Source organism: Nostoc parmelioides FACHB-3921 (genome assembly GCF_014696625.1).
Classification (GTDB): domain Bacteria; phylum Cyanobacteriota; class Cyanobacteriia; order Cyanobacteriales; family Nostocaceae; genus Trichormus; species Trichormus parmelioides.
Genome location: NZ_JACJQL010000103.1, coordinates 1 through 15,102 on the forward strand (window position 1 = coordinate 1; position 15,102 = coordinate 15,102).

Below are 15,102 nucleotides of genomic sequence, written 5' to 3' on the forward strand. Positions count from 1 at the left end.
TTAGCAAAAGCAATTGAAAGTGCTTTTAATCAAGTTTCGTTAAATGATATTTATAATTGGTTTACCCATTCTTGTTACTGTACTTCACCAGACTGAGAAAGGCTATATCTGCTGCTAAATCAAAATAGCTTTATTTTTCAATACACAGATAAAGGTGACATTTAAGGACGGTTACAATTTTGGAGAAATAATTTTTGGTTAGTTTTATTGCCCAAATATAATTAATGCTACATCAACCAATTGAGCGACATTTAAAATCTTATAGATGGAAAATGATTCAGCTTTTTGATAGAGGAAGGTAATAAAATCACTTGTGAAGATGGTAATAATCTTTAGAAGTGGATGACGATGGCTAAAGCTAATCCAGTGCAAATCCAAAAACACTTAAAAGGTGTTGACTATCCTGCTAGTAAGCAAGAGCTAATTCAGCACGCTCAAAAGCAGGGAGCCGAGCAAAAAATAATTTCCCTATTAGAGCAATTGCCAGAAGATGAGGAATATGAAAATCCCACAGACGTGAACAAAGCTCTAGGTGAAATAGATTAAATTATGGTGCTGGCGGAAAATAATCTCCTGATTTTCCGCCAGTTTTACTGACTAATCTGATTGATTCAATTTGCATCGATTTCTCTAGAGCTTTTGCCATATCATACAAAGTTAAAGCGGCAACAGAAACGGCAGTTAAAGCTTCCATTTCCACACCAGTTTCGGCTTTAGTTTTGACTGTGGCTTGAATTTGATAACCAGGAAGTTGGGGGTCTGGCGTAATTTCGACCGCAACTTTTTGTAAAGGCAAAGGATGACACAGGGGAATCAGATTTGCTGTTTGTTTAGCAGCCATAATTCCGGCTAGCCTAGCAGTAGCTAAAACATCTCCTTTGGGTGTGTTACCAGCTTGGATAGCGGCTAAAGTCGCTGGTAGCATCCGCACTTGAGCCGCAGCCACTGCTTGGCGAATTGTTTGTGCTTTATCAGACACATCCACCATCTGTGCTTGTCCCTGGCTATCCAGATGAGTAAGGTTGGCAGAATTTTTGGGAAAAGGGTCTTGCATAATTAGGAAAAATGGTGCTAGTATATATTTCTTGTAAGGGCGTGTAGCTCAGTGGACTAGAGCACGTGGCTACGGACCACGGTGTCGGGGGTTCGAATCCCTCCTCGCCCGTTTTAAAGATAAAAGCAGAGAAAATATTCCTCTGCTTTTATTTTTTGTCTGACTAGTTACTATTGTGCAGAGAATAGCCATCTTGACCGCGACCCAAAGCAAACCGGAGGGAATTAGTCAGATTTTTACTCGATCTGGTCAGGAAAATTAGTAAGGCTAGGAAAGTGATAGCAGTCGTATAAGCGAACATACTGCGATAGCCGGTTGCTTCAGCAATAAAACCTAAAATGGGGGCAGCGATCGCAATTCCTAAATCCAATCCAGCGATACAAATAGAGAAAATTCGTCCTCGTTCCTGTGGTAGCGAGCGGTCTGCCATCATCGTCGTAATCATGGAAATCATGGTTCCGCCGCCACAACCTTCAGCGATCGCCGCAATAGCGAAGCTAACGGCGCTGTTGGCTTGCCATAACAAGAAAGATGACAACATATAAGCCATGATACCGAAAGTAATAAACAAACCCCGACCGAAGCGATCGCTAGCTTTACCCGCAAACACCCGCACACTGAAACTACCAATGGCGGCGATGGTAAAAAATAGTCCGGCGTTAAATTCCACCCCTGTTGATTTTATAAACAGTGGTAAAAAAATATGGACAGCACCGATGGCTATACCGATAAGCAACATTACCAAAGTCGGCACTCTCACCCGTGGGCTGCTTAAAAGTTGCCAGAAATTACTATCCTTTTCTGTTCCTTGGCGACCTTGTGGTACAGGTGGATTAGAAACTTGAATCGCCCCCAATAACCCCACAAAAGCCAATTCCGATGCTATTAAAAATAAAATTGGATAACCCATTGAAGCTTGTAGGTAACCCCCTAAAGCCGGGCCAATTGCCAAGCCAATGGGAGCTGTGAGACTCATGTAACTAATAATTTCACCACGAATTGCTATAGGGGCTAAATCTGCTATTAAAGCACTGTAACCAGTGGTAAAAGCAGCAATGCTAACGCCATGAAAGACGCGCACCAACATCAATAAAGGAATGGATTTAAATGCCAAATAACCAAAGGGGGCAGTTGTCGCCACTATTGTCCCAATTAATAACAGCAACTTCCGACCGTTTTTATCCGCCAGTCGTCCCAGCATTGGGCGAAATACTAACAGCCCAATAGCAAAACCACCCATCACAATGCCAATTTCTTGCTTGCTTCCTCCCACATCCTCAATATATAAAGGCAGAGTAGGCAAGAAAGTAGCAGTACTCGACCAGAACAATAAACCTGCCGTAAATAGAATCAGCAGGTTAAGCCGCAAGCTTGCGTCAAATGTATTAAAAGCTTTCAAGGCAGATGCAATTTAATGCTAAATGTTTTGTTAACAAAAAAATCAGAATTCTGATTTCTTCTTGATTAATATTTTTACCTTAGTTGCCATTTTTTGCTACAACTTCTCTCACGCGATAAATTGGCCGGCCTTGGGATTCATGGTACGTACGCATCAGTAACTCTGCCAAAAGACCAAAGCAGAATAATTGTACTCCCGTTACCAGTAATAGTACCGCCAAAATCAGCAAAGGGCGATTGCCAATCATTTCACCTAAAGCCAACTTGACGAAAGTTAAGTAGATGCCTATACCTGTACCCGAAATCATGGAGACTAATCCTAACAGGCCAAAAACGTGCATTGGACGCGTGAGGAACTTTTTCATAAAAGAGATAGTTAATAAATCCATGAGGACGCGAAACGTCCGCCAAATTCCGTATTTACTCCGGCCAAAGCGTCGGGCATGATGTCGTACAGGAATTTCTGTAATTCTTGCCCCTTCGATATAAGCCAAAGCTGGTAAAAAGCGGTGCAGTTCCCCATACAGATTCATATCTGCCACGACTTCGGAGCGATAAGCTTTGAGAGAACAGCCATAATCGTGCAGTTTTACGCCGGTGATTTTGCCAATCAACCAGTTAGCAATTTTAGAAGGAAGTAACCGAGAGATAGCTGCATCCTGGCGTTTATGTCGCCAGCCACTAACTAGGTCATAACCTTCTCCTAACTTTGCCAATAAAATTGGGATATCTTCTGGATCGTTTTGCAAATCAGCATCTAAGGTGACGATCGCATTACCTAAAGCATAGTTAAATCCAGCTGCCATTGCCGCAGTTTGACCGTAATTCCGCCGCAAAATCACTGCTTTTAAGTCGGGACGGATGCGTGCTTGTTCTTTGAGAAATGTGTCTGAACCATCGGTTGAGCCATCATCTACGCAAATAATTTCATAACTCAACTCACTAGCAGATAAAGTAGAGGCGATCGCCTCCAATAAAAAAGGCAGACTTTCCACTTCGTCATGTACCGGCACCACCACGGAAACATCGGGAATGATGGCGGAAATACTTTCATTTTCTGGAGTCACCCTAACCGAAATCAATCCATTTCTCATAGAAAATTCAAAATTCAAAAACTATTGAGGAATCCTGAGTCATAGAGTAAAAACTTTCTCCTCTACCTCCTTGATGGTGTGTAACTCTTAACAACTCTGCCAGCACCTCGTAGCTGTTGGTAATATGACCGACTTACTACATCTCCCTGTTCCGAAAGGATGTCAATGCCAATACCATCCCGTCCTTGTGCTTTACCAGAACTATGGATGTAATGACCATCTCCTAAATACAGCCCTACATGAGTAGCTTTTACAGGAGTGCCAAAAAATACCAAGTCACCTGGTGTTAATTCGTCGATAGTAATTGCTTGGGTAAAAGCCTCTTGTTGATAAGCGTCTCTGGGTAGCCAAATCCCCACAGATACAAACGCCGCCTGCATTAAACCAGAACAATCATAATTCGGCCCGACCGTGCCACCCCAGAGGTAATAGTTTGATTGCTGCATAGCTTTTTGAGTAAAAGCGATCGCCTCTGGTAGCAGTTTTTTAATTTCCGATTCCGAAAATGATTTAGCCTGATAAAGTACAGTAGCAGGTTTTAATAAACCCAAGTCTCCAAGGGATAGCCACCCTGGGTAGTCATCCTCACATAAACACACCTCAATTGCCGCACCTTGCTGATTTGATGTTACCCGCAAATGTCGCCCGACTGCGGCCTGAGTTGCCAAGCTGGTACATTCGGGAGAATCATATAAGTTCAACGCAGCAAGACATTGGTATTCTCCCAATTTGGGGCTTTGGATGGACGATTCTAAATTAGAGAGCATTCTGCAATGGTTTTTTTTCAAAAAGACGAACAACTAGAAAATTTAGGTAATGGTATTTTAGAAGCTACTTGGACGGCATTTCCGAGTTTAGCCCGTAACCAAATTGCTTTAACTTGGATTGTCTATGATCCACCAGTACCAGTAAATACTGGTGGTGCGTTAACTCCCGATGCTTTTTGGAATCATCCAGTCCGGGGTTTTAGCTATCGTGGCGTGGAACGGATTTATCCGGCGAGTGTAGTTAAATTGTTCTACTTGGTAGCAGCCAATGAATGGCTAGAGAAAGGCATGACCCAACCCGCTAAGGAGTTGGAACGGGCTTTGCGCGATATGATTGTTGATTCTAGCAATGATGCTACCAGCTTAGTGGTGGATATTTTGACCGGCACAACTTCAGGGCCAGAATTACCACCAGGCCCCTATGACACTTGGAAATATCAGCGTCATATTATTAATCGCTATTACCAGTCTTTGGGCTGGGAAGATATGCAGACAATTAACGTCTGTCAAAAAACTTGGGGTGATGGCCCTTATGGACGGGAGAGGGCATTTTATGGGGAAATGTTTGAAAATCGCAATATGCTAACCACAAATGCGATCGCCCGTTTGCTACATAGTATCGTGGGTGGTGTGGCTGTTTCTAGTGGGCGATCGCAAGCCATGATGGCTTTACTTAAACGCAGTCTCAACCCCAATGATTTACCTCAAGATGTGGAAGAAGACCAAATCACAGGTTTTTTAGGCGGTGGTTTACCCCAAGACGCACAAATTTGGTCAAAAGCCGGTTGGACAAGTCAAGTGCGTCATGATGCCGCCTATATCGAGCTATCAGAACAGCGCCCATATTTATTAGTAGTCTTTACAGAAGGTAAAGCCCAAGCCAACAGCCGGGAGATTTTGCCTTTTGTATCCCAACTAATTGCTCAAGCCGTGAGTAGTCTATAATACCAATGCACCAAAAGATGACAACAGATTTCCAGCGAGAAACCAGAACATCATCTACATTTCTTAATTACGAATTACGTTGGCGTAGCTTCCCCACAGGGTATTACGAATTACCAATTACCAATTATGGAAACAGTTAAATACACTCTGACAGAAGAGCAAATGCCTACAGCTTGGTACAACATCCAAGCTGATTTACCGCAAGCATTACCACCAGTTTTGCATCCAGGTACTGGGAAACCAATTACACCAGATGATTTATTACCTCTGTTTCCCCTAGCCCTGATTGAGCAGGAAGTTAGTCAACAAAGATGGATTGAGATTCCAGATGCAGTCCGCTCGATTTATTGTCAATGGCGACCGACTCCTCTGTATCGTAGTCGTCGCTTAGAACAAGCTTTGGATACACCAGCCAAAATCTACTATAAGTATGAAGGTGTTAGCCCTTCTGGAAGCCATAAACCAAATACTGCCGTTGCCCAGGCATACTATAACAAACAAGCCGGTGTTAAAAAATTAACCACTGAAACAGGGGCGGGACAGTGGGGATCATCTTTAGCATTTGCTGGAGCTTTATTTGGTCTGGAAGTCCTGGTTTACATGGTTAATGTCAGCTATCAACAAAAACCTTACCGTCGCGCCTTAATGGAAAGTTATGGCGCTAGGGTAGTCGCCAGCCCCAGCAATGAAACCCAAGCCGGACGTAAAATTTTGGCAGAATACCCCAATAGCACAGGCAGTTTAGGCATTGCCATCAGTGAAGCCGTGGAAATGGCTGCTGCTGATGAACAAACTAAGTATGCCTTAGGCAGTGTTCTCAATCACGTACTTCTACATCAAACTGTAATCGGACAAGAGGCATTAGCTCAATTAGAGCTAGCCGGAGATTATCCTGATATTGTTATTGGCTGTACAGGCGGCGGTAGTAACTTTGCCGGCATTGCCTTTCCCTTTATTGGCGCTAAATTGCGAGGAGAAAGAGATATACAAGTCATAGCTGTGGAACCAGCAGCTTGTCCCTCATTAACTCGTGGCAAATATGCTTATGATTTTGGCGATACTGCCCACTTAACACCACTCACCAAAATGCACACCTTAGGTAGTGGATTTGTCCCAGAAGGTATTCACGCTGGAGGTTTGCGCTATCACGGTATGGCTCCCCTAGTCAGTCATATCGTCAATTTAGGATTGGCGGAATCCCGTGCCGAATATCAACTTGGTTGCTTTGCTGCCGGATTAACTTTTGCAAAAGCAGAAGGAATCTTACCAGCACCAGAAGCGAACCACGCAGTCAAAGCAGCCATTGATGAAGCTCTGCGTTGCAAGGAAGAAGGTGTCAGCAAGACTATCCTATTTAATCTTTGTGGTCATGGACACTTCGATATGCAGGCTTACATTGATTATCAAGCTGGACGGCTGGTTGATACTGAATATAGTGCTACTGAAGTGGCAATGGCATTGTCCGGACTACCTGTCGTGGAGTAGTCGCTTCCTGTTCAACAGCATACCAATGCCCATAACCATACCTAGACCTAATATGGTGGAAGGTTCGGGAGTTTGGGAAAGTACAAAATCTAATTGATATTCTTTTATACCGTTCCTAGTTTCCTGAATCCAGAAGGTATAAGTTCCTTGGGTGAGTACACCGCTAGGGAAACCGACAAACGAAAAGCCCCGGATGGAATCCGCTCTACCCAAATCGTCTAAGATATTATCGCCAACTTGTTTTCCTGGTTCTCCACCAATCGTAGCTGCACCAAGTAATTGAGGCTCGTTTCCAGTAATGGTGCCATCTTCAATCAGGGAACCTACTTGTACCGCTAAAAATCCTTGATTGGTCACATCGTCATCTAGTCCCTGGTAGTTAGCCAAAATAATTTCTGTGAGTGTATAACCAGAGGGAATGGTGATGGAAAAGAAATCTTGGTCAAGATTTGGGTTACCAGTTGTGGAGCCAATTATGACGTTGGAACCTCTTGAGAGGTTGAGTTTTGTCGGGTTCAAGTTATCGCCAGAGAAGTCTCCCTGGGAGCTTTCACTATATACAATGTTTGCTGCGTAGGCGTTGGGAGCAAATGCCAATGCGGATATTAACCCTAACAATAAGCTTTTCATAAATTTGACTCTGTTTTAAAGAAAATCAGGTTATCGATGCAGACTTCGACAATCGATTATCCTTAATTATCTAACGCCGTGTGCAACTTTCTCTCAGACCTAACCCCCAACCCCTTCCCTTGTAGGGAAGGGGAGTAATAATTAAAGCCTCTCTCCTTGCAGGGGAGAGGTTTGGAGAGGGGTTTTAAGAATAAGTCGCACATCGCGTTATCTAACAGTGTATGCGCGATTTACTTAACAGATTTCATGACAGAGGGGACATATCATCATTCCCTCTGTCCATTGTTCATTGTTTTAGAATCTGCTTCAGAAATCTGGTAATTCCTTGACAATTGTAAACCGAATGTGATTGATCGCCAAATCACCTATGGGTATATCATCCTTGGTTAATCTCTTACCTTGACTACTGATAGTTTCAAAGGAAACACCTTTACCGATTTCAATGTGATACCAGCATAAGCCCATAAAAAAGCGAGTAGGGTACTGGCTACCACGACCCAAATCATCAGGGTTTGATTCCATTGGCAACCAGCCAAAGCCAGGAATGTAAAATTCTAACCACACATGATTAAAATCTGGTTGCAGGGGAACTCCTTGCTGTTCGGCTTGTGGGGGGCATTTGTATCTACCCACCGTGCGGCAAGGGATGCCATTCAAACGGCAAAGAGCGAGTAACACACCTACATATTCGCCACAGGAACCAATGCCTCGCTCTAAAACGATATCTGGCGTGTCTATGTACGGCTTGATACCATAGGATAGCTCATCGTAAACATAATTACGGATGCTGTACATTTTCCGCAATAAATTTGTTTCTGAGCCAACAGCTTCTTCAGCCGCACGGCGGACAATACTGGTGTCCATTGCTAAATCGTCATCATCCACCAAGTAGCGCTCTTGAAATTCTGGTGAGAGTTCGGGAATATTCTCTACCTCTTTGGGTGTGATGCGATACTTAATGCCTCGGACTTCTAATAATGCTTTCCAGCCAAAGATATGGCGTTCACCAGGAACTAGGGCATCAAATTTAAATAATGCGACACGTTGTCCGTCAATAACTTCTTCTGTGAAAGGTATACCGATGGGTTCAATGTGTCGAATTTTTTGGCGTTCAGTTTCTGAGGGGAGAGCAATCCGCCATTCTACCTCTGGGATGTACACCTCTTCTAAAGGCGAAATTTCCTCAGCGTAGGACATTTCGATTAAATAACCGTTAGAAAGGGCGTAGTGCTTATCTGGCTCGTGATGATAGTAGAGGGGGTGAATAAAAGTGCGATCGCGGTAAGTTAATTCATGATTAGGATCAGCATTAGGATTATCCCGAATGTAGGGTTCTTCTGAGGCGTAGGCAACATAAAGATTTTCTTTACCTGTTTCGGCATCTAAATGTACCGCTATGCCTGTAGGTGATTCAAAGGGGGTCAAAACACTAAATCTTACCTCCCCAGTAGCCCTATCCATAGAGTAGACTGTTTGTTCGGTGCGATCGCACACCCACAATGTATTACCGTTAACAACCAAATTCTCTACCCCAACTCCAGGGGCATAAAATCTGGTAATCTCTTTACGGGTATCGCGGTCAAAAATCAGAATGTAGCCTAACCTATGGCAGCTAACGTAAACTGTTGATTCCCAAACAGCAACACCGTCGGCGCTATAAGGTAACGTGACAAAGTGTTCCAAGCCTAAAGACGAAAGCTTAGATACATACACACTGTTACCGCGAGTCACCCAGAGATTATCCTCCCACACAGCTAAACCGGTTACATCTGTAAACTCTTTGGCTTGGTGAGGATTGAGAATCTTGCTGTTATCGGTTTTGGGGTCAATTTCTAGTAAATGTCCCTTGATACTGTCAATGGCGATTAGTCTATCTTGGATAAAAGCAATGCCACATAAAGTAGCAGCCGTCAATGGTCTAATTGTCCTTGGCCCTAACATTTGGCTAACTGTCAAACTGGTGGGTGCAAAACTCATATTAAGCATATTTATTTAACGGTTAGCACGCCTAAAATTAATTGTGGCATGGCATTTGTAATCCAAAATTAGACTGGGTGTTATTCTCAATTATCAGTAAAATGTCTTCCAGAAAACTCTGGCTTAAGAAATAATACATATGCACCACAAAGAAATAAATTAACTTTTGTCTAGAGGGGAATTGGTAATTGGTGAGTCCAGCCCTGTAGGCGGGTTTCCCGCCGTAGGGGACTGGCGTTACCGTAGCGGTAGCGACGTAAGGAGCGTCACCCGGAGGGTAACTGGTCATAGGAAAAAACCATGACCTATTATCCATAACCAAATACCATCTCTTCCCTAGATAAGTAGCGACTTACGTTATTACTCTTACATCTAGACAATAGATGTAATGTAACTTTGGTGGATGGTTTTCCGTCCATCACTAAATTATGATCGAATTTTGTAACCATTTTCTGTGACTTACACAATGTCTGCTAATTCTCTGCCTGAAAGTTCCACTACTTGGCACAACTTGGAAGTTGATAAAGCACTAGGACTGCTCAATAGTAATGCAGACAGTGGCTTGACAACCGAAGAAGTTGAACAACGGTTGCAAAAATACGGCCCCAACGAGCTGGAAGAACATGGAGGCCGTAGCGCTTGGGAGATTCTGTTTGATCAGTTCAAGAACATTATGTTGTTGATGCTGATTGCAGTAGCTTTTATTTCTGGGTCTTTAGATTTTATCTCTTGGCAAGCAGGTGAACTCAAGCCTGGGGAAATACCTTTCAAAGATACGATCGCCATCTTAGCGATTGTTATCCTCAATGGTATTCTCGGTTATGTTCAAGAAAGTCGTGCTGAACAAGCCCTAGCAGCACTGAAAAAACTTGCCTCTCCTTCTGTGCGGGTCATTCGTGGTAGCAAGTTGGTAGATGTAGCAGCCAAAGATATAGTCCCAGGGGATGTGATGTTGTTAGAGGCTGGGGTGCAAATCTCTGCCGATGGCCGCTTGATTGAACAAGCTAATTTACAAATCCGGGAGTCGGCTTTAACAGGTGAAGCGGAAGCCGTAAATAAACAAGCATCTCTACAACTCCCAGAAGATACATCTTTAGGCGATCGCATTAATTTAGTTTTCCAAGGAACAGAAGTAGTCCAAGGACGTGGCAAAGTGCTAGTAACTAATACTGGCATGACCACGGAACTAGGTAAAATCGCCACCATGTTGCAGTCGGTAGAAAGTGAACCTACCCCTCTACAACAGCGCATGACCCAATTGGGAAACGTCCTAGTAAGCGGTTCCTTGGTGTTGGTGGCGATTGTCGTCGTGGGTGGTGTCATTCAAGCAGGGAATTTTAGCCCCCTCAGAGACTTATTAGAAGTTTCCTTGAGTATGGCAGTAGCCGTAGTTCCCGAAGGTTTACCCGCCGTAATTACGGTCACCTTGGCATTGGGAACCCAGCGCATGGTGCGGCGCAATGCCTTAATTCGTAAACTACCAGCCGTAGAAACCTTGGGTTCTGTAACTACTATTTGTTCTGATAAAACCGGGACACTCACCCAAAACAAAATGGTAGTGCAGTCAATCTACACAAACCATCAAACTTTTCGCGTCACAGGTGAAGGTTATGCACCAGTGGGCGAGTTTCAGCTAAATGGTCAAAACATTCCGGCGGAAGATTATCCCGAAATTCCCGCTTTGTTAGTTGCTTGTGCCGTCTGTAACGACTCAGTACTACAAAAAGAAGCAGGGGACTGGATGATTTTAGGCGACCCCACGGAAGGGGCATTAGTGACACTGGCAGGTAAAGCAGGCATTGAAAAAGACCAGTGGAACTATAAGTTACCCCGTGTGAGCGAGTTTCCTTTTTCCTCGGAACGTAAACGCATGAGCGTCATTTCTCAAGTGGAGAAAGTAGCCACTGGTGAACCTGCAATGACAGCAGTTGACCCCAGCTTGGCAGGTTTGGTGAATAGCGAACCTTACATCATGTTTACCAAAGGTTCCCCAGAGTTGATTTTGGCACGCTGTACAGCCATTCACTTGGGTGCAAACTCAGACCACCTCAACGACGAACAACGTCAACAAATTTTGGCAGCGAATGACCAAATGGCGAGTAAAGGTCTGCGGGTATTAGGTTTTGCCTACAAACCCCTGGCAGAAGTGCCGCCGGAAGGCTCGGATGAGACATCAGAACAAGGAATGGTTTGGCTGGGCTTAGTGGGGATGCTAGATGCCCCACGTCCCGAAGTCCGGGCAGCAGTCCAAGAGTGTCGAGAAGCTGGTATTCGCCCCATTATGATTACAGGCGACCATCAACTGACAGCAAGAGCGATCGCCACAGACCTGGGTATTGCCCAAGAAGGTGACAGAGTTCTCACTGGTCAAGAATTACAACGGATGAATGACCAGGAATTAGAACAACAAGTAGACCTAGTAAGCATTTATGCACGGGTATCTCCAGAACACAAATTACGGATTGTCCAAGCGCTGCAACGTCGCGGTAGATTCGTCGCCATGACAGGCGATGGTGTGAACGATGCCCCAGCCCTCAAACAAGCTGATATCGGCATCGCTATGGGTATTACTGGCACAGATGTGAGTAAAGAAGCCAGTGATATGGTGCTACTCGATGACAACTTTGCTACTATTGTCACCGCAACTAAAGAAGGTAGGGTAGTTTACACCAATATCCGCCGCTTTATTAAATACATCCTGGGCAGTAACATCGGCGAAGTCCTCACCATTGGCGCAGCACCACTCATGGGACTAGGAGGAGTACCCCTAACACCCCTACAAATTCTCTGGATGAACTTGGTGACAGATGGTTTACCAGCCTTAGCCTTGGCTGTGGAACCTCCAGAACCAGATGTGATGAAGCGCCCACCCTTCAGCCCCCGTGAAAGCATTTTTGCCAGAGGCTTGGGTTCCTACATGGTTCGTATCGGTATTGTCTTTGCCATCGTCAGCATTATCCTGATGAAATGGGCTTATGATCATGCCCAAGCAGTTACAGGGCCAGGACTCGATCCTGAACGTTGGAAAACAATGGTCTTCACTTCCCTATGTATTGCTCAAATGGGTCATGCGATCGCCATTCGCTCCAACAACCAACTCACTATAGAGATGAATCCTGTCTCAAATCCTTATGTATTAGGGGCAGTTGTTGTCACAACAATTTTGCAACTCATGCTAGTCTACGTTCCACCCCTGCGGGATTTCTTTGGCACTCACTGGCTACCACTTGACGAGTTAGCGATTTGCGTCGGCTTCAGCGCCTTGATGTTTGTTTGGGTGGAGATGGAGAAGTTATTCTTCCGCTTTATGGGCAAAAGGACTGTCTAGCAATTCAAAATTCAAAATTCAAAATTCAAAATTCAAAATTAGGAATCTCCCTTTTTGAGTTTTAAATTTTGCGTTGTTAATTCTGTCTGACATCCCCCATCTCCGTTATGTACCTAAAGACTCTGCACCTCCGACATTTTCGCAACTACTACGACCAAAGGGTTGAATTTACTGCTGCCAAAACGATTTTGGTGGGTAATAACGCTCAGGGAAAGTCGAATTTGTTGGAGGCGGTGGAGTTATTGGCGACATTGCGATCGCACCGCATGGCACGCGATCGCGATTTCGTCCAGGAAGAAGAACCAATAGCCCAAATAAACGCCACTTTGGAGCGAGACACGGGAGTTAGTGACCTCAGTCTGATTCTCCGGCGTAATGGTCGTCGCACTGTCGCCCTGAATGGAGAATCTCTGCGGCGACAAATGGATTTTTTAGGTGTATTGAATGCCGTGCAGTTCTCCAGTTTGGATTTAGAACTAGTGCGCGGTGGCCCTGAAGTCCGACGCAACTGGCTGGACACTCTCCTGATTCAACTTGAGCCAGTTTATGCTCATATTTTGCAACAATATAATCAGGTGTTACGTCAACGCAATGCCTATTTAAAGAAGTTGCAAGACTCACAACTCACTACTCAAGACTCAGCCCTCGCTATTTGGGACGCGCAATTAGTGACTACCGGCACAAAGGTAATTAGAAGACGCGATCGCGCTTTAGCTCGACTTGCCCCCCTAGCTACTGCTTGGCACACTAGTATTAGTGGCAGTACAGAGGTTCTGCAAATCAACTATACGCCTAATGTGCAATTGATGCAAAATCAACCAGAACAGGTGCAACAAGCTTTTTTAAGCCAGTTACAGCAACGAGCCGTCCCCGAAATGTACCGAGGTACTACCCTTGTCGGCCCCCATCGAGACGAAGTAGAATTAACTATCAATCAAACTCCAGCCCGTCAATACGGTTCTCAGGGTCAGCAACGCACACTGGTATTAGCTCTCAAACTAGCAGAACTCCAGCTAATTGAGGAAGTTGTTAAAGAGCCACCTTTACTCTTATTAGATGATGTTTTGGCTGAATTAGATCCATCTCGCCAGAATCAATTACTGGATACCATTCAAGACAGATTTCAAACCTTAATTACTACAACTCACCTCAGTTCTTTTGATGCCCAGTGGTTAAATTCATCGCAAATTCTTTTTGTCGAACAAGGTAAAATATTTACATCGAATGCTATTAGATAAATTTAAATAATCAGCATATTTAATACTCATAAATATGGTGTTTATTCTCTTGAATTATTAAAATAATTCTCATATTTAAGTATGAAAAATACCGATAATCTATTAAGCGAAAATGAAATTATATCACTGGGTAAATCATTAAGAAAAATCGAAAATAAACTACTCAAAAAAAGTAAAACCGAGGGGAAAACTAGAATTTGGTTTCAAGGTGAAGAACCCTATTTTGACGTTTTTTTTGAATTTGAAGATGACGAAATTTCCTGGTTTCAATTGACTTTGCGCGGTCAGTCACTATCTTGGGATAAAAAACTTTCAGGATTTCAAACTGGCACTACGAATGAATTAAGCATTGATGATGCGAGTTTTTATGCGGCTAGTAAGACAATTGAAACCGACCGTCAACTCGATTGGAATTTTATTTATTTAGTCAAATCAATTATCCAAACTAAAACAGAAGAAACTGCATTTGCCAAGGCATTAAACTTATTTGATTAAAACTAAAATGACTAATTATTTTCCCATCTCTTAAAAATATTTAAAATCGCAAAAGTTATGATGGCTCCAACTAAACTTAATTGCCATAAACCACAACCGGCCGCAATTCCTAATGCAGATGAAACCCAGATTGCTGCTGCTGAGGTAAGTCCGTGAATTTCTAGGCGTTGTGATTGTTGTGAAGATTTGCGGACAATTTCACCAGCACCGAGAAATCCGACACCAGCCGCAATACCTTGAATTACTCGGCTAACCACTTCTGGGTGCGATTGTATGGAGATGATTTGTAAAGGTATAACGACAAATATAGCAGAACCAAAGCTAACCAACATATGAGTTCTTAAGCCCGCCGGTTTACGGCGTATTTCTCTTTCTATGCCGATAATAGCTCCAATCAGTAAAGCTAAGAAAAGTCGAAAGAGCAGCTTGAGAAAATCGTCTGGTTCCAGGTAGTAGTTATCTAGCAATTTTATCTCTGATATAAGAAAACACACTCTATGTCATGTATAACTTATATCCATAAATCTTGAAAAACATTCTATTTATATTGTATTTTTTTTATTTAAAAGTTTATATTTCTACATTATAGCGTTTACCAGTCTAATGAAGTACATTATTTAAAATAAAGATAGTGTAGATACTCAAGGGTAAAAATGAAACCATATTCCCTAGACTTTCGCCAAAAAATATT

Annotated in this window: 15 protein-coding genes and 1 tRNA gene; 8 read left to right on the top strand and 8 right to left on the bottom strand. The window is 43.4% G+C overall.

From position 1 onward, the window contains the following. Positions 1 to 348: 348 nt before the first annotated feature. On the top strand, positions 349 to 546 hold the full coding sequence (locus H6G14_RS30695) for a DUF2795 domain-containing protein (RefSeq protein WP_190572479.1): 198 nt from the start codon (positions 349 to 351) through the stop codon (positions 544 to 546). 1 nt (position 547) lies between these two features. Here H6G14_RS30695 and moaC read toward each other — a convergent pair whose 3' ends face one another. Then, positions 548 to 1,054: a cyclic pyranopterin monophosphate synthase MoaC gene (moaC, locus tag H6G14_RS30700; protein WP_190572481.1), complete on the bottom strand. Its 507-nt coding sequence runs from the start codon at positions 1,052 to 1,054 to the stop codon at positions 548 to 550. 37 nt (positions 1,055 to 1,091) lie between these two features. Here moaC and H6G14_RS30705 point away from each other — a divergent pair. Then, positions 1,092 to 1,165 (top strand) — tRNA-Arg (locus H6G14_RS30705). A 52-nt stretch (positions 1,166 to 1,217) separates the two neighbouring features. Here the strand turns inward: H6G14_RS30705 and H6G14_RS30710 are convergent. The 3 genes from H6G14_RS30710 to H6G14_RS30720 all read right to left on the bottom strand — a co-directional run bounded on the left by H6G14_RS30710 (position 1,218) and on the right by H6G14_RS30720 (position 4,313). Next, a complete protein-coding gene (locus tag H6G14_RS30710) occupies positions 1,218 to 2,453 on the bottom strand; it encodes an MFS transporter (protein WP_190572483.1) in 1,236 nt (411 codons plus the stop codon). Positions 2,454 to 2,532: 79 nt separating this feature from the next. Continuing rightward, complete coding sequence (locus H6G14_RS30715) at positions 2,533 to 3,546, bottom strand: glycosyltransferase family 2 protein (protein WP_190572485.1); 1,014 nt, start codon at positions 3,544 to 3,546, stop codon at positions 2,533 to 2,535. 62 nt (positions 3,547 to 3,608) lie between these two features. Next, the gene (locus H6G14_RS30720; protein WP_190572487.1) at positions 3,609 to 4,313 is read right to left on the bottom strand and encodes a C40 family peptidase; all 705 of its coding nucleotides are present in this window, start codon (positions 4,311 to 4,313) and stop codon (positions 3,609 to 3,611) included. Positions 4,314 to 4,319: 6 nt separating this feature from the next. On the opposite strand from H6G14_RS30720, the gene H6G14_RS30725 reads away from it, so the two are divergent. Genes H6G14_RS30725 through H6G14_RS30730 form a run of 3 tightly spaced genes read left to right on the top strand, consistent with a single transcriptional unit; the run spans position 4,320 to position 6,743 of the window. Further along, positions 4,320 to 5,258: a serine hydrolase gene (locus H6G14_RS30725; protein WP_190572489.1), complete on the top strand. Its 939-nt coding sequence runs from the start codon at positions 4,320 to 4,322 to the stop codon at positions 5,256 to 5,258. Between the two features lie 17 nt (positions 5,259 to 5,275). Next, entirely contained in the window at positions 5,276 to 5,398 is a 123-nt protein-coding gene (locus H6G14_RS34130) for a hypothetical protein (RefSeq protein WP_277884345.1), read from the top strand. Then, the gene (locus H6G14_RS30730) at positions 5,385 to 6,743 is read left to right on the top strand and encodes a TrpB-like pyridoxal phosphate-dependent enzyme (protein ID WP_190572491.1); all 1,359 of its coding nucleotides are present in this window, start codon (positions 5,385 to 5,387) and stop codon (positions 6,741 to 6,743) included. The genes H6G14_RS34130 and H6G14_RS30730 overlap by 14 nt, the downstream gene beginning before the upstream one ends. Here the strand turns inward: H6G14_RS30730 and H6G14_RS30735 are convergent. From H6G14_RS30735 to H6G14_RS30745, 3 genes are all read right to left on the bottom strand, one after another. Further along, positions 6,726 to 7,373 carry a PEP-CTERM sorting domain-containing protein gene (locus H6G14_RS30735; protein WP_190572493.1) on the bottom strand — a complete coding sequence of 216 codons (648 nt, stop codon included), beginning with the start codon at positions 7,371 to 7,373 and terminating at the stop codon, positions 6,726 to 6,728. The two genes, H6G14_RS30730 and H6G14_RS30735, sit on opposite strands and share 18 nt — an antisense overlap. 306 nt (positions 7,374 to 7,679) lie before the next feature. After that, positions 7,680 to 9,359 (bottom strand): transglutaminase domain-containing protein, encoded by a 1,680-nt coding sequence (locus H6G14_RS30740; RefSeq protein ID WP_190572495.1) that lies wholly within the window; start codon positions 9,357 to 9,359, stop codon positions 7,680 to 7,682. Between the two features lie 28 nt (positions 9,360 to 9,387). After that, entirely contained in the window at positions 9,388 to 9,639 is a 252-nt protein-coding gene (locus tag H6G14_RS30745; RefSeq protein WP_190572497.1) for a hypothetical protein, read from the bottom strand. 177 nt (positions 9,640 to 9,816) lie between these two features. Here H6G14_RS30745 and H6G14_RS30750 point away from each other — a divergent pair, with 177 nt between their 5' ends. The 3 genes from H6G14_RS30750 to H6G14_RS30760 all read left to right on the top strand — a co-directional run bounded on the left by H6G14_RS30750 (position 9,817) and on the right by H6G14_RS30760 (position 14,411). After that, positions 9,817 to 12,678 carry a cation-translocating P-type ATPase gene (locus tag H6G14_RS30750; RefSeq protein ID WP_190572504.1) on the top strand — a complete coding sequence of 954 codons (2,862 nt, stop codon included), beginning with the start codon at positions 9,817 to 9,819 and terminating at the stop codon, positions 12,676 to 12,678. A gap of 107 nt (positions 12,679 to 12,785) precedes the next feature. After that, positions 12,786 to 13,916: a DNA replication/repair protein RecF gene (gene recF, locus H6G14_RS30755; RefSeq protein WP_190572499.1), complete on the top strand. Its 1,131-nt coding sequence runs from the start codon at positions 12,786 to 12,788 to the stop codon at positions 13,914 to 13,916. A gap of 81 nt (positions 13,917 to 13,997) precedes the next feature. Next, positions 13,998 to 14,411: a hypothetical protein gene (locus tag H6G14_RS30760; protein WP_190572501.1), complete on the top strand. Its 414-nt coding sequence runs from the start codon at positions 13,998 to 14,000 to the stop codon at positions 14,409 to 14,411. Positions 14,412 to 14,422: 11 nt separating this feature from the next. Here the strand turns inward: H6G14_RS30760 and H6G14_RS30765 are convergent, their stop codons facing one another. Next, on the bottom strand, positions 14,423 to 14,878 hold the full coding sequence (locus tag H6G14_RS30765) for an MgtC/SapB family protein (protein ID WP_190572502.1): 456 nt from the start codon (positions 14,876 to 14,878) through the stop codon (positions 14,423 to 14,425). Positions 14,879 to 15,102: the final 224 nt, after the last annotated feature.